General features: G+C 71.2%; 15 protein-coding genes. 2 read left to right on the top strand and 13 right to left on the bottom strand.

What is annotated here, in order from left to right; translation table 11 throughout:
- Positions 1–330: 330 nt before the first annotated feature.
- Complete coding sequence (locus tag IE262_RS17475; RefSeq protein WP_189874720.1) at positions 331–3,474, bottom strand: putative bifunctional diguanylate cyclase/phosphodiesterase; 3,144 nt, start codon at positions 3,472–3,474, stop codon at positions 331–333.
- A gap of 375 nt (positions 3,475–3,849) precedes the next feature.
- Positions 3,850–4,803, bottom strand: a complete 954-nt coding sequence (locus tag IE262_RS17470) for a 2-hydroxyacid dehydrogenase (protein ID WP_189874718.1) — start codon at positions 4,801–4,803, stop codon at positions 3,850–3,852.
- Between the two features lie 75 nt (positions 4,804–4,878).
- Here IE262_RS17470 and IE262_RS17465 point away from each other — a divergent pair, with 75 nt between their 5' ends.
- Together IE262_RS17465 and IE262_RS17460 are read left to right on the top strand one after the other, a co-directional pair.
- Positions 4,879–5,877, top strand: a complete 999-nt coding sequence (locus IE262_RS17465) for an aldo/keto reductase (RefSeq protein WP_134036261.1) — start codon at positions 4,879–4,881, stop codon at positions 5,875–5,877.
- A gap of 160 nt (positions 5,878–6,037) precedes the next feature.
- On the top strand, positions 6,038–7,186 hold the full coding sequence (locus IE262_RS17460) for a PQQ-dependent sugar dehydrogenase (protein WP_189874716.1): 1,149 nt from the start codon (positions 6,038–6,040) through the stop codon (positions 7,184–7,186).
- Positions 7,187–7,226: 40 nt separating this feature from the next.
- Here IE262_RS17460 and IE262_RS17455 read toward each other — a convergent pair whose 3' ends face one another.
- The 11 genes from IE262_RS17455 to ligA form a co-directional block, all read right to left on the bottom strand.
- Positions 7,227–7,436, bottom strand: coding sequence for a DUF6191 domain-containing protein (locus IE262_RS17455; RefSeq protein ID WP_134036255.1), 210 nt, complete (start codon positions 7,434–7,436; stop codon positions 7,227–7,229).
- Positions 7,437–7,509: 73 nt separating this feature from the next.
- A complete protein-coding gene (locus IE262_RS17450) occupies positions 7,510–10,569 on the bottom strand; it encodes a helix-turn-helix transcriptional regulator (RefSeq protein ID WP_189875014.1) in 3,060 nt (1,019 codons plus the stop codon).
- 134 nt (positions 10,570–10,703) lie between these two features.
- Positions 10,704–10,880 (bottom strand): hypothetical protein, encoded by a 177-nt coding sequence (locus tag IE262_RS17445; protein WP_166681632.1) that lies wholly within the window; start codon positions 10,878–10,880, stop codon positions 10,704–10,706.
- Between the two features lie 196 nt (positions 10,881–11,076).
- Complete coding sequence (locus IE262_RS17440; protein WP_189874714.1) at positions 11,077–11,691, bottom strand: hypothetical protein; 615 nt, start codon at positions 11,689–11,691, stop codon at positions 11,077–11,079.
- A gap of 73 nt (positions 11,692–11,764) precedes the next feature.
- A complete protein-coding gene (locus IE262_RS17435; protein WP_189874712.1) occupies positions 11,765–12,331 on the bottom strand; it encodes a GNAT family N-acetyltransferase in 567 nt (188 codons plus the stop codon).
- A gap of 258 nt (positions 12,332–12,589) precedes the next feature.
- The gene (gene gatB / locus IE262_RS17430) at positions 12,590–14,104 is read right to left on the bottom strand and encodes an Asp-tRNA(Asn)/Glu-tRNA(Gln) amidotransferase subunit GatB (protein WP_134036243.1); all 1,515 of its coding nucleotides are present in this window, start codon (positions 14,102–14,104) and stop codon (positions 12,590–12,592) included.
- Between the two features lie 15 nt (positions 14,105–14,119).
- The gene (locus IE262_RS17425) at positions 14,120–14,359 is read right to left on the bottom strand and encodes a hypothetical protein (RefSeq protein WP_131558269.1); all 240 of its coding nucleotides are present in this window, start codon (positions 14,357–14,359) and stop codon (positions 14,120–14,122) included.
- Positions 14,356–15,852, bottom strand: a complete 1,497-nt coding sequence (gene gatA / locus IE262_RS17420; RefSeq protein ID WP_134036240.1) for an Asp-tRNA(Asn)/Glu-tRNA(Gln) amidotransferase subunit GatA — start codon at positions 15,850–15,852, stop codon at positions 14,356–14,358. Before gatA ends, IE262_RS17425 begins: the two co-directional genes overlap by 4 nt.
- 7 nt (positions 15,853–15,859) lie before the next feature.
- Entirely contained in the window at positions 15,860–16,156 is a 297-nt protein-coding gene (gatC, locus tag IE262_RS17415; protein WP_018531282.1) for an Asp-tRNA(Asn)/Glu-tRNA(Gln) amidotransferase subunit GatC, read from the bottom strand.
- A 251-nt stretch (positions 16,157–16,407) separates the two neighbouring features.
- A complete protein-coding gene (locus tag IE262_RS17410) occupies positions 16,408–18,699 on the bottom strand; it encodes a putative bifunctional diguanylate cyclase/phosphodiesterase (RefSeq protein ID WP_134036237.1) in 2,292 nt (763 codons plus the stop codon).
- A gap of 228 nt (positions 18,700–18,927) precedes the next feature.
- Positions 18,928–21,120, bottom strand: coding sequence for an NAD-dependent DNA ligase LigA (gene ligA, locus IE262_RS17405; protein WP_189874710.1), 2,193 nt, complete (start codon positions 21,118–21,120; stop codon positions 18,928–18,930).
- Positions 21,121–21,130 lie beyond the last annotated feature (10 nt).

Raw genomic sequence — 21,130 nt, 5'->3', positions numbered from 1 at the left:
GTTATGCGAGGGTTTTTGCGAGGTTTGTTCGGTGTGCGACAGGTGCCTGTGCAACAAAAAACCCCTCGTGCCGTGAGGCAAGCGAGGGGAGCGCGCCGGATACGGTCGCTGGGGTTCCGGTGGTCGTCCGGTGGGCCCCAGCTTCAGCCGACGCGCTGTCCAAGTACGAGAATTCGGGTGCGCATGGCACAGACCCTCTACCCGGCGCACACCACGTGTCAAGCGGGTGGGACGGGAGTCTCATGATGTGAGCTGAAGGGCGTACCGCCTCCGTGAACCGCGGGCACTCCACTGGTGTACGCCCTGGGGCGGCCCCGTTCTCCGGCTCGTTCACCCCCGGGGCGCCACCGTCGGTGTGGAGGCCACGACCGTGCTCAGCCCTTCGGGCCTTTGTACGGTCGCGCCCTCGACACCGACGCGCCCCTTCGGCTCTCTCACGCTGCCCGCGAACACGGGCTCCGCCGGTCCGTGGGGAACCGGACAGTGTCCCGCGGACAGCACCCGGCGCAGCCGGAACTCGTCCAGCGGCGTGGAGAAGGCCGCGCCCTGTCCGTGGCTGCACCCCATCGCACGCAGGGCGATCACCTGCTCGGGGAGGTCCACCCCGTCCGCGAGCGACTGCATGCCCAGATCCGCCGCGATACGCAGCAGCCCGCTGGTGATCTTGTGCAGCCGCGGTGACTCGACGATCCCCTCGACCAGGCCGCGGTCGAGTGTGAGGATGTCGACGGGGAGGCGCCTCAGCAGCGTGATCGCCGCGTGGCCGCCGCCGAACCCGTCCAGGGCGATCCGGACGCCGAGCCGCCTGAGGTGGCTCAGCCGTCGCTCCAGATCGTCCAGACAGAGGCGGGAGTCGATGTCCGCCAGCTCGATCACCAGGGCGCCGGAAGGGAGTCCGTGGCGGGTCAGGAGCGACTCGATGGAACCGGCGGGCAGTGAGCGGTCCAGCAGGCGCCGGGCCCGCATCCGGACGGTCACCGGCACGCCGACTCCGGCCGCGGTGCGCTCGGCGGCCTGCTCGACGGCCTCCTCCAGCAACCAGCGGTCCAGCTCGGCGGTCCTGTCGCTGTCCTCGGAGACCCGCAGGAACTCGGCGGGGGTGAAGAGCACCCCCTGGGACGAGCGCCAGCGGGCCTGCGCCGTGACTGATGTGATCCGGCCGCTCTGGAGCGCCACGACGGGCTGGTGCAGCAGCGTGAACTCGCCGTCGTGCAGGGCCGCGCGCAGCCGTGTGGCCAGCTCGGCCTTGCGTACGACGTCCTGCTGCATCTGAGGGGCGTACAGCTCGACGCGGCCCTTGCCGGAGGCCTTGGCGCGGTACATGGCGAGGTCGGCGTTGCGCAGCAGCTCGCCCGCGCCGAGACCCGGCTCCGCGAAGGCGACGCCGATGGAGGCGGCCACCCGCACCTCGTTGCCGTCGATGATGTACGGCTGCGAGAGGGTGACCCGGAGCCGGTCGGCGAGCTCGAAGATGTGCCGCTCGCGTGCGGCGCGGTCGCGGGTGTTGTCCCCCACGATGAGGGCCGCGAACTCGTCGCCGCCCAGGCGGGAGGCGGTGTCCCCGTGCCGGACCGCGTCGTGGAGTCTGCGGGCGGCCTGGATCAGCAGTTCGTCCCCGGCCTGGTGGCCGATCGTGTCGTTGACGGCCTTGAAACCGTCGAGGTCGATGAAGAGGACCGCCGTGTTGCGCAGGGCGACGCCCCGGTCCGTGGCGCGGCGGCCGGACAGGGCCTGCTGCACGCGCTTGGTGAACAGCGCGCGGTTGGGCAGGTCGGTGAGCGGGTCGTGCTCGGCGTTGTGCTGGAGTTGCGCCTGGAGGCGCACCCTCTCGGTCACGTCCCGGCTGTTGAAGATGAGGCCGCCGTGGTGGCGGTTGACCGTCGATTCCACGTTCAGCCAGGCGCCGTAGCCGGACCTGAAGCGGCACTCGATGCGGGTGGTGGCTTCTTCGAGGGGATCGGCGGCGAGGAAGCGGCGCACTTCGTGCACCACGCAGCCCAGGTCCTCCGGGTGGATGAGCGAGGCGAGTTCGGTCCCGACGAGCTCCTCGGCGGGGCGCCCGTACACACCGGCGGCGGCGGGGCTGACATACCTCAGTATGCCGCTGGGGGCGGCGATCATGATGACGTCGCTGGAGCCCTGCACCAGGGAGCGGAAATGGTTCTCCTTCTGGGCCAGTTCCTGGGTGAGGGTGATGTTGTCGAGGAGCATGATGCCCTGGCGTACGACGAGCGCGAGCACGACGGTGCAGGCGGTGATGAGCACCACGCGGTCGACGCTGCGGCCGTTGAGCACGTTGTAGAGGATGCCCAGGGTGCAGACGGCGGCGGCCAGGTAGGGAGTCAGCGCGGCCAGCGAGCCGGTGATCGGACGGGTGGCCGGGCAGCGGCTGAGTCCTACTCCCTGGAGGAGCATGTGCACATCTCCTCCCTGGTGTCCGTCGTGGCGGTCTGCTTCGGGTCGTTGCGCTTGGTGCCGTGGGGTTTCGTCCCGTACGGTTTCTTGCCGTTTGCTCTCGTGTGACTGCCCTGGGGCGTGCTCGTGCACCACGCGCGCGTGTCCGTCCGTGGTGTGCTGGGCCGTGGTGTCCCCGGCCGCGGGGTGGCTGTCTGCGGCCGGCCGGCCGCGCCGGTGGCTGACCCAGGGGGCGTACGCGAGCAGCAGCGAGCCCGCGAACCAGCCCGCGTCAAGGAGCTGTCCGGAGCGGTAGCTGTTGTGCAGCAGGGGTGAGGTGAACAGGGCGTCGCACATGACAGTGAGCGCGAGTGCGCCGATCGCGGTGTTCACCGCGGAGCGGTTGACCGCCGAGCGCCGGAAGTGCAAGGCGAGCACCATGCTGACCAGGGCGATGTCGAGGAGCGGGTAGGCGAGTGAGAGCGCCGTGTGCGCGACGTCGCCGTCGTCCTTCGCGGCTTGCGCGAGTGCCAGGCTCCAGGAGAGCGTGACCAGCGAGCCGCCGATCAGCCAGGCGTCCAGCGCCAGGCAGACCCAGCCGGCCTTGGTCACGGGCCTCTTGGCCAGGACGAGCAGGCCGACGATGGCGGGTGGCGCGAAGCACAGGAAGAACAGATCGGCATAGCTCGGGTCGGGCATGGGACGGCGCAGTACGACCTCGTACCATCCCCAGACCAGGTTGCCGAGCGCCGCCATCATGGAGGACAGCGCGAACAGCAGCCAGGCGGGGCGAAAGCGGCTGCGGCGGCTGCGCGCGTAGCGGAAGCAGGACACGGCCGCGGCGACCGCGGCGGCGCTCAGCCCGAAGTCGCCCATGATGAGCGCCACGTACGGCGAACCCCAGCCGAGCGCGGCGCCGACGGCGTATCCCGCGCACACCAGGGCCAGCACGAGCTGTGAGCGCACGCTCGTCACGGAGCCGCCGCGCAGGGCCGGCGCGCCGGTCGGCTCCCGGCCCGTCAACGGCTGTGCCGGCAGCGTCGGGTTGAGCGTGGTGGCGGACGACGACCGGGCGCTCACCGGGTCTCCTCCGTCCGTGCCGCTCCCGCGTCCCGCTGGTCCCGGGCCGCCGGATGTGTGTGGGCCCTGCGGCCGGTGTGACCGCCTTGGTGATGGCCGTGACCGCTGTGACCCTGTCTGGCCGTCGCGCCCTGCAAGGGTCGCCGTCGACGGCCCCGCCGCGTCGGATCGTTCGTCCATAGGCCGTGCATCGCCCGTCGCCCCCCTCGCAGTCGCATTCCATCCCCGGCGCCGAACGGTGCGCGGCGCAACCCCTGTCGGGACGATACACCAGTCTCGTCACTCAGGGACATAGCTCCTCTACGCTCCGTGACGATCAACGGCGATACGGACACCATCCGCATCCGGGGGACTGCGGAGGGTGCCCGAAGTGGATTAGCCGTCAGCCGTATCGCCTGTCATAAGGACCACGTTTCGCAGCGGCTGCCGGTTCACGAACCGATTCAACTGGTCCGCCAGAAGCCTCTTCGCGCGAGGCCGGAAGGCGGACGTGGGGCCGCCGACATGGGGACTGATAAGCACGCCGGGCGCGTGCCACAAGGGATGTCCCTTGGGCAACGGCTCGGGATCGGTGACGTCCAGGGCCGCCGTGAGGCGCCCGCTCTCCAGCTCGGCGAGGAGCGCCGTGGTGTCGACGACGGCTCCGCGCGCGACGTTCACGAGCAGCGCTCCGTCCTTCATACGGGCCAGGAACCCGGCGTTCACCAGGCCGCGCGTGGTGTCCGTGAGGGGCGTCGACAGGACGACGACGTCCGCTTCGGGCAGCAGGGAGGGCAGTTCGGTGAGCGGGTGCACCGGTCCGCGTGCCGTGGTGCGTTCTGAGCGCGCGACGCGCGCCACCCGCGCGAGTTCAAAAGGTGCGAGCCGGTCCTCGAGGGCGGCGCCGATCGACCCGTACCCCACGATGAGCACGGACTTGTCGGCCAGCGCCGGACGGAACCCGCTCCGCCACTCCTGACGCTCCTGCGCGCGGACGAAGTCGGGGACGCCCCGCAGCGAGGCGAGTATCAGGGTGAGGGCGAGCTCGGCCGTGCTGGCCTCGTGCACCCCGCGCGCGTTGCACAGCCGCACTCCGGGGCGCAGGTGCCTCAGGCCCGGCTCGACGTGGTCGATGCCGGCGGTGAGCGTCTGCACGACCTGGACGGCCGTCATGTCGGGAAGTGGCCGCTGGGAGATCACGGGCCCCTTCATATAGGGCACGACGTAAAAGACGCAGTCGCCCGGATCACCGGGAAACTCCTGGTCACCGTCCCAATATCGGTAGTTGGGCCCATCAGGGAGCCCCTCGATCTCGTCGGCGCCGAACGGAAGCCACACGTCACCAGTCATGCCCAGGAGGCTATGCGAAGTGTCCTGGGCCGCATTGGTTAGTTTGGGGTGCCAGGAGAGGGAGGGCAAGGCCAGGTGGAGCGCAGGACGATCGGCGCGGCGTCGCTCGCGGTGGGGGCGGTGGGGCTCGGGTGCATGCCGATGAGCTGGGCGTACTGCGGGTCGCGGCAGCGGGGTGACGAGTCGCTGCGAGCGCTGCACCGTGCGCTCGACCTCGGCTCCACCCTCCTGGACACGGCCGACATGTACGGACCGTTCACGAACGAGCTCCTGGTGGGCCGGGTCCTGAAGGAACGCCGCGCGGAGGCCTTCGTGTCGACGAAGGTCGGCCTGCTGGTCGGCGAGCAGCACATCGTGGCGAACGGCCGCCCCGGCTATGTGAAGCGCGCCTGTGACGCCTCCCTCCGCCGCCTCCAGACCGACGTCATCGACCTCTACCAGTTGCACCGCGCGGACCCGGAGGTGCCGGTCGAGGAGACCTGGGGCGCGATGGCGGAGCTCGTCCGGGCGGGGAAGGTGCGGGCGCTGGGCCTGTGCGCGGTGGGCGCGAGGGCCGTACGCCGGGCCGGGTCGGGGCTGCACGACGGAACGATCCGCCAACTGGAGCGTGTCCAGCAGGTCTTCCCGGTCAGCGCGGTCCAGGCGGAACTGTCGGTGTGGTCGCCCGACGCTCTCGACGCGCTCCTTCCCTGGTGCACGGCACACGGCGTGGGCCTTCTCGCCGCGATGCCCCTGGGCAACGGCTTCCTCACCGGCACGCTGACGCCGGGCGAGGGCTTCGAACCCGATGACATGCGCGCCCGTCACCCTCGTTTCACGGCCGAGATGATGGCGGCCAACCAGCCGATCGTGGCGGGGTTGCGCAGGGTTGCGGCACGCCATGGCGATCTGGTGACTCCGGCTCACGTGGCCCTCGCCTGGGTGCTCGCCCAGGGCCCCCACGTCGTACCGGTCCCCGGCGCCAAGCAGGAACGCTGGGTGACGGAGAACGCGTCCGCCGGCGGTCTCCGCCTGTCCCCGGAGGATCTGGCGGAGCTCGCGGCCCTGCCGCCGGCCCAGGGTTCCTGGGACTGAGAGCACCGGTCCCGAAGAGGCCCTCGGTGGTCGTCAGGAAGAGAATGTTCCGGTTGAGAAGTTGTCTTGATCCGCCGGAGCTGGAACCTGTGGGGCGCTCGCGGTGTAAGAACAGTAGTGGCTCCGCGTCGAAGGGATCTTGATCGTGCAACGTCGAGCTGTGACGGCCGTGTTGGCCGCGGCCGTGCTACTGGTGACGTCCGGTTGTTCCTCCGGCGAGGGGGAGGAGCCGGGCTCCGGCGGAACCTCGGCCGCGAACAGTACGGGGCCGGGGGCGTCGTCGGAGGAGTCCGCCCCGGAGGACGCCCCGCCCGCGAAGGGCTCGGTCACCGTGGTGCGCACGGTCACCGAGGGCCTGAAGAGCCCCTGGGGCCTGGCTCCGCTCCCCGAGGGGGGACTGCTGGTGTCCTCACGGGACGAGGGCACGATCACGCTTGTCGACGAGAAGACCGGCAAGAAGACGGAGATCGGCGAGGTCCCCGGGGTCTCCCCCGGCGGCGAGGGCGGTCTCCTGGGCCTCGCGATCTCCCCGGACTACGCGTCGGACCACATGATCTACGCGTACTTCACCTCGGAGTCGGACAACCGCATCGTGCGCATGCTGTACGCCCCGGAGAAGCCGCCGGGTGAGCAGTTGGGCGCCCCCGACACGGTCGTGCGTGGCATCCCGAAGGGCACGAACCACAACGGCGGCCGCCTGGCCTTCGGCCCCGACCGGATGCTGTACGCGACGACGGGCGAGCGGTACGAGGGCCCGCTGGCGCAGGACAAGAAGTCCCTCGGCGGCAAGATCCTGCGTATGACTCCGGAAGGCGAGCCCGCCCCGGGCAATCCCTTCGCCGACTCACTCGTGTACTCGTACGGCCACCGCAATGTGCAAGGCGTGGCCTGGGACAGCAAACAGCGCCTGTGGGCGTCGGAGTTCGGCCAGAAAGCCTGGGACGAGCTGAACCAGATCAAGCCGGGCGGCAACTACGGCTGGCCGGACGTCGAGGGCAAGGAGGGCAGGTCCGGCTTCGTCGATCCGGTCGCCCAGTGGGGCGTGGCGGAGGCCTCGCCGAGCGGCATCGCCATGGCCGAGGGCTCGGTCTGGATGGCCGGCCTGCGCGGCAAGCGCCTGTGGCGCATCCCGCTGAAGGGCACCGAGCTCTCCGCGGACCCCCAGGCCTTCCTGAAGGACGAGTACGGACGCCTCCGCACGGTCGTTTCCGCGGGCGGCGACAGGCTGTGGCTGGTCACGAGCGAAACGGACGGCCGGGGCTCGCCTGAGAAGGGGGACGACAAGATCCTTGAGCTGGAGGTGAAGTAGCCGGAGGGGAGCACCGCACCCTCACGCACCACCAGGGAACTCAATCCTCGCCGGGTTCCTCCTCGTTGGGCTCCGACTCGTCGTGGAGCCTCACGGGTGGGCGTATGACGGCCTTGCCCGACTCCAGGTCTATCGGCCCCAGCCCGGGATCGCTGTCGCCGACGTCCTCCAAGGTCATCTCCAGGCGATTGCGTTCATCGCTGGTGTGCTTGTGTCCGGGTGCGAACAGTTCCTCGAAGGCGTTGAACACGGGCACCTCCCCGGGCCGGCCGCACCGGCCCTCGTCTCAGCGGACGTCCTCACCGTTGACGGCTTGGGAAGCATTATCCCGCTGCCGTCTGTTCCTCCTCCCCCGGCGGAAACAACCGCAGTCGATGTGCCAGGGCCGCCGCCTCGCCCCGGCCCGAGACGCCCAGCTTGGCGAGGATGTTGGAGACGTGGACGCTGGCCGTCTTGGGGGAGATGAAAAGTTCCTCGGCTATCTGGCGGTTGCTGCGGCCGACGGCGACCAGGCGGAGGACGTCGCGCTCGCGGCTGGTGAGGCCCAGGGCCTCGACGGGGTCGTCGGGAGCCAGGGCGGACCGCTCGGGGACACGGGCCAGGGTCAGCCGTGCGCGCTGGGCGAGCCGGGCGACCGAGTCGGCGAGCGGGCGGGCTCCCAGGTGGTCGGCGACGGCGGCGGCCAGCCGGAGGAGTTCCGTCACGCGGTCCCGGACCTCCTGGCCGGCGCCGCTCAGCAGAAGCGCCTCGGCGAGCCGGTACCGGACGCGGGCGAGGTCGTACGGCCGCTCCAGCGGTTCGAAGGCGGCCACGACCTCGGACCAGGTCCCCGGCTCCAGCACACCCTCGGCCCAGCGGAGTTCGGCCCGCACCCATCTCTCGTACGCGAGCCAGACCGGCGCGCCGGTGGTGAGCTTCTTGACGGCTTCGAAGGTGTCCGACAGGACCTCGGCGCGCCCTTCGTCGGCGACGGGCAGACCGCGGGCGTCGGCCTCGGCCGTGACCGCGGCCAGCAACAGGGGCCAGGCATAGCGCTGCATGCCGGGTAGGAAGCCGGCGTCCAGGGCCCGGCGCAGTTCGGCGCGGGCGTCGAGGAGCCGGCCCTCGGCGGCGGCCACGCCGATGGTCAGGGCGGCCAGCGGGATGTCGTTCTGGGGCTGCGGGTCGTGGGTGCCGTAGAAGGCGCGGGCGTCGGCCAGATGGCGGGCGGCATCGGCCACGTCCCCCCGGGCGAGCTCGACGTTCGTGAGGTGCAGGGAGCCGCCGGCGCGTGGCTTCGCGCTCTGTCCTCCGCTGATCGCGTTCACCGCGGCCTCGGCGGCCTCGTCCCAGCGGCCCAGGGGGAACAGCGACTCGGAGAGGTTGCTCCAGACCAAGGTCTCCGACTCCGACAGGCCCATCCCGCGGGTGAGTTCGAGGCCCTTCCGCAGCACCTCGATGGCTTCCCTGGAGCGGCCGACGCTCTCCAGGGCCGCCGGCAGGTTCACATGGCTGCGGCCCACGACCGCGGTCAGGGAGCGCTTCTCCACCTGGTCCGTGACCGCGTACATCTCGGCGAGCCCGGCCTCGACGTCCCCCGCGTCGACCATCAGGGTGCCGAGTGTGAGGCGTGCGTTCAGCTCGATGTCCTCGGCGCCGACCATGCGCGCGTACTCGACGGCGCGCTGGGCGTCGGAGAGCGCCTCGGGTCCGGGTGCGTGGAGCATGGACCAGCCCGCGACCATGGCCAGTACCTCGGCGTGCACCTCGGAGGGGGGCAGCCCGCGCACCAGTTCCTGCGCGGTGGCGAGTTCCTTCCACCCGTCACCCCGGGCCAGGCCCTGCACCAGCAGGGAACGCTGCACCCAGAACCAGGCCGCGCGCAGGGGGTCGCCGTCCTCCTCCAGGAGGTGCAGCGCCCGCTTGGTGATCTTCAGGGCGCGCTCCCGCTCCCCGCACAGCCGGCCCGCGACGGCGGCCTCGGCCATGAGGTCGAGGTAGCGCAGGGGCATGGTGGCCGGGTCGCAGCCGCACGGAGGGTAGACCTCGGTGTGGTCGGCGGGGCGCAGTCCGTCCCGTACGGCGTCGGGGGCGGCCTCCCACAGCTCCATCGCCCGCTCCAGGAGCCGCAGTTGCTCGGAGTGGGCGTGGCGGCCGCGGGCCTCCACGGAGGCGTGGAGGACGGCGGGGAGGGCCTTCGCGGCGTCGTGGGCGTGGTACCAGTAGCTGGCCAGGCGGGTGGCGCGGCCGTCGGCCGGGACGAGCGTCGGGTCGGCCTCCAGCGCTTCGGCGTACCGGCGGTTGAGGCGGGAGCGCTCGCCGGGCAGCAGGTCGTCGCTGACCGCCTCTCGGACCAGGGAGTGCCGGAAGCGGTAGCCGTCGCCGTCGGGCACGGCGAGCAGGATGTTGGCGCCGACAGCGGCACGCAGCGCCTCGATGAGGTCGTCCTCGGGGAGCCGGGCCACGGCCGCCAGCAGGCCGTACTCGACGGTGGAGCCGCCCTCGGCGACGATCCGGGCCACGCGCTGGGCGTCCTCGGGCAGCCCCTCGACGCGTACGAGGAGCAGGTCCCGCAGGGAGTCGGTGAGGCCGGTACAGCAGCCCTCGTGGGCCGCGACGGCCAGTTCCTCGACGAAGAACGCGTTGCCGTCGGAGCGTTCGAAGATCTCGTCGACCTGGGCCGGGTCGGGTTCGGACGCGAGGATTCCGGCGAGTTGGCGGGCGACCTCGGCGCGGTTGAAGCGGCGCAGTTCGACGCGGCGGACCGTACGCAGGCGGTCCAGCTCGGCCAGCAGCGGGCGCAGCGGGTGGCGGCGGTGGATGTCGTCGGCGCGGTAGGTGGCGACGACGACCAGGCGGCCGGTGCGCAGGGTGCGGAACAGGTAGGCGAGGAGGTGGCGGGTGGAGGCGTCGGCCCAGTGCAGGTCCTCCAGGCCGACGACGACCGTGCGGTTCGCGGCGACGCGCTCCAGAAGGCGGGCGGTGAGTTCGAAGAGGCGGGCCGTGCCTTCCTCGTCGTGCCGGCCGTCGAGCCGGCGGGGCGCCTCGCCCAGCTCGGGCAGGAGCCGGGCCAGCTCGGCCTCCTGCCCGTCGGCCGCGGCGGCCACCTCGTCGGGGAGTTGTCGGCGCAGGGAGCGCAGGGCGGTGGAGAACGGCGCGAACGGCAGTCCGTCGGCGCCGATCTCGACGCAGCCGCCGAGCACGACGACCGCGCCCTCGCGGCAGGCGGCGGTGGCGAACTCCTCGACCAGGCGCGTCTTGCCGACCCCGGCCTCGCCACCGAGCAGGAGCGCCTGCGGCTCCCCCGCGGCGGCGCGGGCGAGCGCGTCGTGCAACACCTCCAGTTCGTCGGCACGGCCGACGAACACCGGGCTGACCGATCTCATCTCCACGCTGCCGAGCATCGCATGCAGGTCTGACAGCGCGGCACCGAATATCGGCACAACGGCGCCGCCACGAGCCTGCGGGGCGCTCGCACGGACGGGCTCCTTCCCGGGAGGAAGGCCGCCCCCCGCGCGGCCTTCCTCCCGTGGGGCGCTCACGCCGGGCGGGCGAGCCGGTGCCGACGGGGGCGGGGACTATGCAACCCCCTCTCGGCGTCGTGCTGCCGGGACGCCTCGCGGCCGGCGCGGCGGGCCTCCCGGGCGATCCGGTACTCGGCGGCCTCGCGGATCAGCTCGGCGGACCGGATCTGCTGGAGCTCGTACGCGAACATCTCTTACTCCTCGTGAAGCGTCGGTTTCGGGCTCGCTTGCTGCGATGCCCCCAACCTTCGTCTCCAAGGGAGGTGTGCCGCATCGGGAGAGTTCCGCATCTTGCACGCGCGAGGGGCCTTAGGTCCGCCGTAAGACATGGACGGCGGACCTAAGGCCCCTCAGAGCTGCGGGGACAAGTCTCCTCGTGCGGCGGGGTCACCCCACCGTGGGTGTGGAGAGCAGGATGTCAGAGTACTTCACGGCGGCCAGGACCAGGCCGAGGAAGCCGAGCGAGACGCCCGCCCAGGCGACCGACTTGATCCAGGGTGTCTGCGGCGCCCGGTCGGGGTCGCCGAACGCGGGCCGGACCAGCACGGCGACGCCCACCAGCAGGGCGATCAGCGCGAACACTCCTGCCACCAGGGCGTTGGCGTTCCAGGAGTCGGCGTACACCTGCTTGATCTGTGTGGCGACGCTCACGCCCTGCGCGGCCTCCAGCTGGCCGTACAGCGACTCGCGGGCCTGCGCGATCGTGCCGATCCAGCTGCCCGTCAGCGAGACCAGCCCGAGCCCGGCGGAGACGATGGCCGCCGCGCCCTGGCCGACCCCGGCGGAGGCGCCGGAGGCACCCTTCCCGTCGGCGGCCTCGTCCTGCTCGTCGGCCTGCTCCTCGGCCAGGTCGTCGGAAGCGTCCGTCTCGTCGACGGCGGACTCCGCCGAAGTGTTCTCCTTGGCCTCAGGGGCCTCCTTGGTGACGTCCACCGTCTCCTTGTCGCGCTGTGCCTCTGCGCCGGTCTCGACCCCGGCCTCATCCACTGTCTTCGAACCCATGCCTCGCACCGTACGGACGCTCTCTGAGAAGTCTCTTAATGATCGTTGTGAGCAGTACGCGTGCGCGTGGGCGTCATCGTTCCGTACGCGCGCGTGCCTCTCGCCACTCGGGCGCGAGGATCGACCACACCTCGGTGTCCTGGCGTACTCCCCGGTACGGGTAGCTCTGCCGGAGGACACCGTCGCGGCTCATGCCCAGTCGCCGCGCCACGTTGATGCTCGGTTCGTTGGCGGACGACGCCAACCACTCCACACGGTGGATGCCGCGCTCGTCAACCGCCCAGTCGATGAGGACGCGCATGGCGCGTGTGATCAAGCCCCGCCCCGTGGCGGCTGGTTCAAGCCAACAGCCGACCTCGCAGGTGCCGTTCGCGGCGTCGAAGATCCGGAAGAGCACACCGCCGACGAGCTTGCCCTCCAGCCACAGCCCGTGCAGGCTGCCGGTGTCGGCGGCGCGCTTGTCGGCGTACGACTGGAGGAGCTCGCGCGCGGAGTCGACGTCGATGGCCTTGGCGCCGAACGGGATGTGCTGCCCGATGAACTCGCGCCCCCGGTCGAGATGGGCGAGGAACTCCTCGGCGTGCCAGGGTTCCAGGGGCCGCAGTTCGGCGCCGTCGTCACCCAGAGATATCGCGTACATCCTCTTGCCGCTCCTTAGCCAGTACGACCGGTTCGTCATCGAGCTCGTCGCCGGTGGCCGGATTGTCACCGTCCGCTCGCTGCCCGGGGATGGTCGCACGGGGGGCTCTCTCCGTGCTGGAAATTTCCGCGGCGGCGGCGCTGGTCCCTGTGCACAGCGGATCCCGCGGACACACCTAGGGGGCGGTACATCGGAGTGGTCGATGTACCGCCCCCTTCGTCGCCCCACTGGGGACGTACGGGCCGCGGATGCCGCGGATCAGCCCTCGCTGACGCCGAGCTTCTCCAGGATGAGCTCCTTGACCCGGGCCGCGTCGGCCTGGCCGCGGGTGGCCTTCATGACGGCACCCACGAGGGCACCGGCCGCGGCGACCTTGCCACCACGGATCTTGTCCGCGATGGCGGGGTTGCCCGCGATGGCCTCGTCGACGGCGGCGGTCAGGGCGCCCTCGTCGGAGACGACCTTCAGACCGCGCTTCTCGACGACCTCGTCCGGGGTGCCCTCGCCCTTGAGGACGCCTTCGATGACCTGCCGGGCCAGCTTGTCATTGAGGGAGCCCTCGGCGACCAGGGCGGTGACCCGGGCGACCTGCTCGGGCGTGATGGGCAGGGCCTCCAGGTGGGTGCCCGTCTCGTTGGCCGTACGGGCCAGCTCGCCCATCCACCACTTGCGGGCGGAGGCCGCGTCGGCGCCCGCCTCGATGGTGGCGACGATCGGGTCGATGGCACCAGCGTTCAGGATCGCCTGCATATCGACCGCGGTGACACCCCACTCCTCGCGCAGCCGGTTGCGGCGGGCGAGCGGCAGCTCGGGCAGTCCGGCGCGCAGCTTCTCGACCCACTCGCGGGACGGGGCGACGGGCACCAGGTCGGGCTCCGGGAAGTACCGGTAGTCCTCGGCCTCCTCCTTCACACGGCCCGAGGTGGTGGACCCCGTGTCCTCGTGGAAGTGGCGGGTCTCCTGGACGATCGTGCCGCCGCCGCTCAGCACGGCCGCGTGGCGCTGGATCTCGAACCGGCAGGCGCGCTCGACGGACCGCAGCGAGTTGACGTTCTTGGTCTCGCTCCGGGTGCCGAACGTGTCGCCGCCCTTGGGCATCAGCGACAGGTTCACATCACAGCGCATCTGGCCCATCTCCATACGGGCCTCGGAGACGCCGAGCGCCTTGATGAGCTCGCGCAGCTCGGCGACGTACGCCCGCGCGACCTCGGGGGCGCGCTCCCCGGCGCCGACGATCGGCTTGGTGACGATCTCGATGAGCGGGATGCCGGCGCGGTTGTAGTCGAGCAGCGAGTGCTGCGCGCCATGGATACGGCCGGTGGCGCCGCCGACGTGCGTCGACTTGCCGGTGTCCTCCTCCATGTGGGCGCGCTCGATCTCCACGCGGAAGGTCGTGCCGTCCTCCAGCTGCACGTCGAGGTAGCCGTTGAAGGCGATCGGCTCGTCGTACTGGGAGGTCTGGAAGTTCTTCGGCATGTCCGGATAGAAGTAGTTCTTCCGGGCGAAGCGGCACCACTCGGCGATCTCGCAGTTCAGCGCGAGACCGATCTTGACCGCGGACTCGACGCCGGTCGCGTTGACGACCGGGAGCGCGCCGGGCAGGCCGAGGCAGGTGGGGCAGGACTGCGAGTTGGGCGCGGCGCCGAGCTCGGTGGAGCACCCGCAGAACATCTTGGTCTTGGTGCCGAGTTCGACATGGACCTCAAGGCCCATGACGGGGTCGTACGACGCCAGCGCGTCCTCGTACGACACCAGGTCGGTCGTGGTGGTCACGGTGAAACTTCCCTCTCAGCCCAGCAGGACGTCGTCGTCGCCCAGCCGCTTCAGCTCGCGGTACAGGATGGCGAGGCCGGTGACGATGGCGGCGGCGGACACGGTGGCGTCGATCAGGACCAGCGTGTCGTTCTCGGCGCGGGCCTTCTTGAGCCGTTTGGCGACGCCGATCGCACCGAACGCGGTGGCGGCCATGGACAGGTACGTACCGGACTTGGACTTCTTGAAGCCCTTGGCCTTGGTCAGTGCACTCACAGCGACGGAGCCTCCTCAAGAAGCGGGTGCCCCCACTTTTCCACGAAGGCGGCCTCGACGGCCGCGCCCACCTTGTACAGGCGGTCGTCCTTCATCGCGGGGGCGATGATCTGCAGGCCGACCGGCAGCCCGTCCTCCGGCGCGAGGCCGCAGGGCAGGGACATGGCGGCGTTGCCCGCCAGGTTGGTCGGGATGGTGCACAGGTCGGCGAGGTACATCGCCATCGGGTCGTCGGCGCGCTCACCGATCGCGAAGGCCGTGGTGGGCGTGGTCGGGGAGACGATCACGTCGACCTTCTCGAACGACTTCTCGAAGTCGCGGGTGATGAGGGTGCGGACCTTCTGGGCGGAGCCGTAGTACGCGTCGTAGTAGCCGCTCGACAGCGCGTACGTGCCGAGCATGATCCGGCGCTTGACCTCGGCCCCGAAGCCTTCCGCGCGGGTGAGGGAGGTGACCTCCTCCGCGGAGTGCGTGCCGTCGTCGCCGGTACGCAGGCCGTAGCGCAGGCCGTCGAACCGGGCGAGGTTGCTGGAGCACTCGCTGGGCGCGATCAGGTAGTACGCGGAGAGCGCCAGGTCGAAGGACGGACAGTCCAGCTCGACGATCTCGGCACCCAGCTCCTTGAGGAGGGCCACCGCCTCGTCGAACCGCTGCACCACGCCGGCCTGGTAGCCCTCGCCGCGGAACTGCTTGACGACGCCGACGCGCATGCCGGCGACCGAGCCGTTGCGGGCGGCCTCGACGACGGGGGGTACGGGGGCGTCGATGGAGGTGGAGTCGAGCGGGTCGTGCCCGCCGATGACCTCGTGCAGGAGGGCTGCGTCCAGGACCGTGCGGGCACAGGGGCCGCCCTGGTCGAGGGAGGACGAGAACGCCACCATGCCGTAGCGGGAGACCCCGCCGTAGGTCGGCTTCACGCCGACCGTGCCGGTGACGGCGGCGGGCTGGCGGATGGAGCCACCGGTGTCGGTACCGATGGCGAGGGGCGCCTGGAAGGAGGCGAGCGCGGCGGAGGACCCGCCGCCGGAGCCGCCGGGGATCCGGGTCAGGTCCCACGGGTTGCCGGTCGGCCCGAACGCGCTGTTCTCGGTGCTGGACCCCATGGCGAACTCGTCCATGTTGGTCTTGCCGAGGATGACGACGTCGGCGTCCTTGAGCCTCTTGGTGAGGGTGGCGTCGTACGGCGGGATCCAGCCTTCGAGGATCTTCGATCCCACGGTCGTCGGAATCCCGGCCGTGGTGAAGATGTCCTTGAGGGCGAGCGGCACACCGGCGAGCGGGCCGAGCTTCTCGCCGCGCTCCCGCTTCTCGTCGACGGCGCGGGCCTGCGCCAGGGCGCCCTCGCGGTCGACGTACAGGAAGGCGTGCACCTTCTCGTCGACGGCCTCGATGCGGGCGAGGTGGGCCTCGGTGACGGCTACGGCGGTGAGCTCGCCGGAGGCGATCTTCGCGGCGGTCTCGGCCGCCGTGAGCTTGATGATGGCGTCGGTCATGACGTGATCAGTCCTCCCCCAGGATCTGCGGCACCTTGAAACGCTGCTGCTCCTGGGCCGGGGCGCCGGAGAGCGCCTGCTCGGGGGTGAGCGACGGACGGACCTCGTCCGCGCGCATGACGTTCGTCAGCGGCAGCGGGTGCGAGGTCGGCGGTACGTCTTGGTCGGCGACCTCGCTGACGCGGGCGACCGCGCCGATGATGTCGTCCAGCTGGCCTGCGAAGTGGTCGAGCTCTTCGGGCTTCAGCTCCAGACGCGCCAGCCGGGCGAGGTGGGCGACCTCCTCGCGCGTGATGCCAGGCATGCAGCGATTCCTCTGGGGTGAGTGTGTGTGGTTTGGCCCAATCCTATGGGGCGGGGCGCGGTGCGTGCGCACGGGTTTGCCGGGGGCGGGGTGCGCCCCGGGGTGTTCTCGGCCCCGCCGCCCCTACCCGTCCCGTCCCAGGGCTCCGCCCCTGCGACCCCGTCGGGGCTCCGCCCCGGCCCCGTTTTCGGGGGGTCGGCCCCCGGACCCTCGCTCCTCAAACGCCGGAGGGGCTGCTTCCAGCGACCGGCCTACTCCTCCGCCGTGGTCGCCGGCAGCGCCGCCGCCGGGCGCTGCCATCCCCGCGATCCGCGCGCCCGCAACCACGCCGTCGTCTCCTCCGGAGGCATCGCGGCGGCGACGAGCCACCCCTGCACCGCGTCGCACCCGAGGTCCCGCAACCGCTCCCAGGTCTCGTCGTCCTCGACGCCCTCGGCGACCACCAAGAGGCCGAGGGAGTGGGCGAGATCGACCGTGCACCGCACGATCTCCGCGTCCTCGGTGTCCACGGCCAGCCGCGCCACGAACGACCGGTCGATCTTCAGCTCGCTCACCGGCAGCCTGCGCAGGTGCACGAGCGACGAGTACCCCGTACCGAAGTCGTCCAGCGACATCTTCACTCCGTGCCCGGCGAGCCCGGCCAGGGTGTCCGCGGCCCGCTGCGGATCCTCCAGGAGCACGTGTTCCGTTATCTCCAGTTGCAGGGCCCCCGCCGGGACCCCGTGCCGGGCGAGCCGCGCCGCGACGGCCCCCGCGAACCCGGGGGTGTGGACGTCCCTCGGCGACACGTTCACCGCGACCGGTACGAAGAGCCCTTGGGCACGCCAGCGTGCGACCTGCTCCAGCGCCGTCTCCAGCACGTACTCCGTGAGGTGCGGCATCAGCCCGGACGACTCGGCGATCGCTATGAACTCGTCCGGCGGGACCTTGCCCCGCTCGGGGTGCACCCACCGCACCAGGGCCTCAAGACCGGCCACCTGCCCGTCGAAGCCGACCTTCGGCTGGTAGTGCAACTCGACCTCGTGCGCGTCCAGGGCGCGCCTGAGGTCGCCCAGCAGACCGAGGCGGTCGGGAGTGTTGGAGTCCCGCTTGGACTCGTACACCTCCACCCCCGTACGGTCCCGCTTCGCCTGGTACATCGCCACGTCCGCCCGGCGCAGCAGGCCCTCCGCGTCGAGGGCGTGGTCGGGGAAGACGGCGACCCCGGCGCTGGCTTCCAGGACGAGGGTGAGCCCGTCGAGGTCGAGGGGCGAGCCGAGCGCGGCGACGAGGTTGCGGGCGACCCGCGACGCGGACGTCGTGGAGTCGGCCACGGGCAGTAAGACGGCGAACTCGTCGCCGCCGAGCCGCGCTGCCTCCGCTCCGCGGGGCAGCGCCAGCTTCAGCCGGTCGGCGATCTGCAGCAGCAGCCGGTCACCGGCAAGGTGGCCGAGTGTGTCGTTCACCGCTCGGAAGCGGTCCATGTCGATCAGCATCAGGGCCGCCCGCGCGCCGATCCGCTCCGCGTCGTCGAGCGCCGTCCAGGTCCGTTCGAGCAGCCACTGACGGTTCGGCAGCCCCGTGAGCGGATCGCGCAGTTGTTCCTCCGCCCGGGCGCGGGCGATCCACAGCGTGTAGTCGAGCGCGATGAGGGGGATGGCGAACAGCGGCAGCAGGAGGGGCTGGGCGTCGGCGACGACACAGACGAGTGGCGCGATGCCCAGCAGCGCGACCGCGACCAGGCCGTGTCGGACCAGGGCCGTGCGGGCGACCGTGGGGACGCCGCCGCCGCGGGGCGCGTGGACGTACCAGAGCAGGCCGCGGGTGACCGCGAGGTACGCCGTGGCGACCAGCACCACCTGGGGAGCCGCGTAGACGTTCCAACTCGCGGGGGTCCACGGTGACTCGACGGAGGGCACACGCCCGAACGCGGCGAGCACGAGCGCGCCGGCACCGATGCCGAGTATGTCGACGGCGCCGTGCAGCACGCCCTGCCGCCAGCGGCCCCGGCGCGCCGCGCCGACGAGGACGACGACGGTGAGGCTGACCATCCCGGCGGGCACCCAGCCGTAGAGCAGCAGGACGGCGAGGGTGAGCGCGGCGCCCGATCCGGTGCCGCCCCACCAGCGGGCGCGCCCCATCGCGACCAGGTGGCCGACGATGACGCCGGCCAGCACGGCCAGCGACCAGCCGGCCGTGCCGGACGGGAAGAGCGCGTGCTGCCCGGTGAACGCCCGGTAGAAGCCGGCACCGAGTACCGCGCCGGCCACCCCGACGACGGCCGCGGGCACGGCGGGCCACGACAGGTGCCGCTCGGACTCGGGTCCGGCGAGTCCCGTATCACGCCGGGCGCCTTGATGCACCGAGCCGGCGTGCGCGGTGCCGTGCGCGCCCATGCTGTGCACCACAGCGCCCCGTGCGGCAGCGTTGTCGCCGCGCACCGGAGCGCCGTTCGCGCGCTCCGACGATCGCCCTGCACCCGCTCGTCGGCTGGTCAACCATGCCCCGGGGACCCGGCGCAGACGCAGCCGTGAGTCCGGGGCGGCGCTCTCGGTCGGTTCCATTCCCGTCCCTCTCACAGCCGGCGGTGCCCACGCAGCGCGGCCCGATGCTCCCGACAACCCTCAACGGCACCGCGTCTGAAAACCCACCACGCGTCCGGGCACGGCAGGCGCACATCCCAACAGTAGGCCGCGGAAGGCTTCCACGGGCAGCGGTCGTCGACGGTTGCCCGAATGCGACGCGGCCACCCGTATGCATCTGGTATGCGCCGAACGGGTGGCCTTCAACCGCTACTCCTCGGTCGGAAGCGCGACTTCCGCTGCTGCTTCCGGCCCTTGCCCGAGCAGGACGGCGAAGCCCTCCTCATTCAGGACCGGCACCTTGAGCTGCATCGCCTTGTCGTACTTCGACCCCGGGTTGTCACCCACTACGACGAATGAGGTCTTCTTGGAAACCGAACCGGTCACTTTCGCGCCCCTGCTCTGCAGGGCCTCTTTCGCACCGTCACGCGTGTGGTGCTCCAGCGTGCCGGTGACGACGACGGTGAGCCCTTCGAGCGGGCGCGGGCCCTCGTCCTCGCCGGAGCCTTCCTCCTCCATGCGGACACCGGCGGCCTTCCACTTGCGGAGGATCTCCTGGTGCCAGTCGACCGCGAACCATTCCTTGAGCGAGGCCGCGATGATGGCGCCGACGCCGTCGGTGTTCGCCAGCTCCTCCTCGGTGGCCTGCTGGATGCGGTCGATCGAGCGGAACTCGCGGGCCAGGGCCTCGGCCGCGACCGGCCCGACATGACGGATCGACAGACCGGTCAGGACCCGGGCGAGCGGGCGCTCCTTGGCGGCCGCGATGTTCTCCAGCATCGCCACCGCGTTCTTCCTGGGCTCGCCCTGCTGATTGGCGAAGACCGTGGCGATCTTCTCCTCGCCCGTCTTCGGGTCGCGCTTGGGCAGGCCACTGTCCTGGTCCAGGACGTACGCCTTGATGGGCAGCAGCTGCTCGACGGTGAGGTCGAACAGGTCACCCTCGTCCACCAGCGGCGGATCGGCCGGCTCCAGCGGCTTGGTGAGGGCCGCGGCGGCGACGTATCCGAAGTGCTCGATGTCCAGCGCCTTGCGGCCCGCGAGGTAGAACAGCCGCTCGCGCAACTGGGCCGGGCAGGTACGGGAGTTCGGGCAGCGGAGGTCGACGTCGCCCTCCTTCATGGGCCGTAGCGCCGTACCGCACTCGGGGCACTCGGCCGGCATCACGAACTCGCGCTCGCTGCCGTCCCGCAGGTCGACGACCGGGCCGAGGATCTCCGGGATCACGTCACCGGCCTTGCGCAGCACGACCGTGTCACCGATCAGCACGCCCTTGGCCTTGACCACGTCCTGGTTGTGGAGCGTGGCGAACTCGACCTCCGAGCCCGCCACCGTGACCGGCTCCACCTGCGCGTACGGCGTCACCCGCCCCGTACGGCCCACACCCACACGAATGTTGATGAGCTTGGTGTTGACCTCCTCCGGTGCGTACTTGTACGCGATGGCCCAGCGCGGGGCGCGGGCCGTGGAGCCGAGGCGGCCCTGGAGGCGGATCTCGTCGAGCTTGACGACCACGCCGTCGATCTCGTGCTCCACGGAGTGGCGGTTCTCCCCGTAGTGCGCGATGAACCCCCGTACACCGTCGAGGTCGTCCACCACCCTGTTGTGCGGGGAGGTGGGGAGCCCCCAGGTCTTCAGCAGGTCGTACGCCTCGGAGAGGCGGGTGAGGCCGTCGGAGCCCTCCAGGGCGCCGATGCCGTGGACCACCATGTGGAGCGGGCGGGTGGCGGTGACGCGCGGGTCCTTCTGGCGCAGGGAACCCGCCGCCGCGTTCCGCGGGTTGGCGAAGGGCTTGTCACCGGCCTCCACCAGACGGGCGTTGAGCTCCTCGAACTTCTCCATCGGGAAGTAGACCTCGCCGCGGATCTCCACGAGATCGGGGATGTGATCACCCTGGAGACGGTCCGGAATGTCCGCGATGGTCCGGACATTCGGAGTGATGTCCTCTCCCGTACGGCCGTCGCCGCGGGTCGCCGCGCGCGTGAGGCGGCCGTGCTCGTACGTCAGGTTGACGGCTAGGCCGTCGACCTTGAGCTCGCACAGGAAGTGGTACTCGGAGGTGCCGACCTCCTTGGCGATCCGCTCGGCCCAGGCGGCGAGTTCCTCGTCGTCGAAGGCGTTGTCGAGCGAGAGCATGCGCTGGCGGTGCTGGACGGCGGTGAAGTCCGTCGCGTACGCGCCCGCCACCTTCTGGGTGGGTGAGTCGGGGGTGCGCAGCTCGGGATACGCCTCTTCCAGTGCCTCCAGTGAGCGCAGGAGCCTGTCGAACTCCGCGTCGCTGACGACGGGGGCGTCCTTCACGTAGTACCGGAAGCGGTGCTCCTCGATCTGCTCAGCGAGCTGCGCGTGCTTGTCCCGTGCCTCGGCGGGCACCGCCGTCTCCGCTTGCTTGTCGCCGGCCACCGTGTTGTCC

This window comes from Streptomyces bluensis, assembly GCF_014650715.1.
GTDB classification, from domain to species: domain Bacteria; phylum Actinomycetota; class Actinomycetes; order Streptomycetales; family Streptomycetaceae; genus Streptomyces; species Streptomyces bluensis.
Note: the sequence above shows the minus strand (reverse complement) of the source record. Positions and strands in the feature narration are given on the sequence as shown.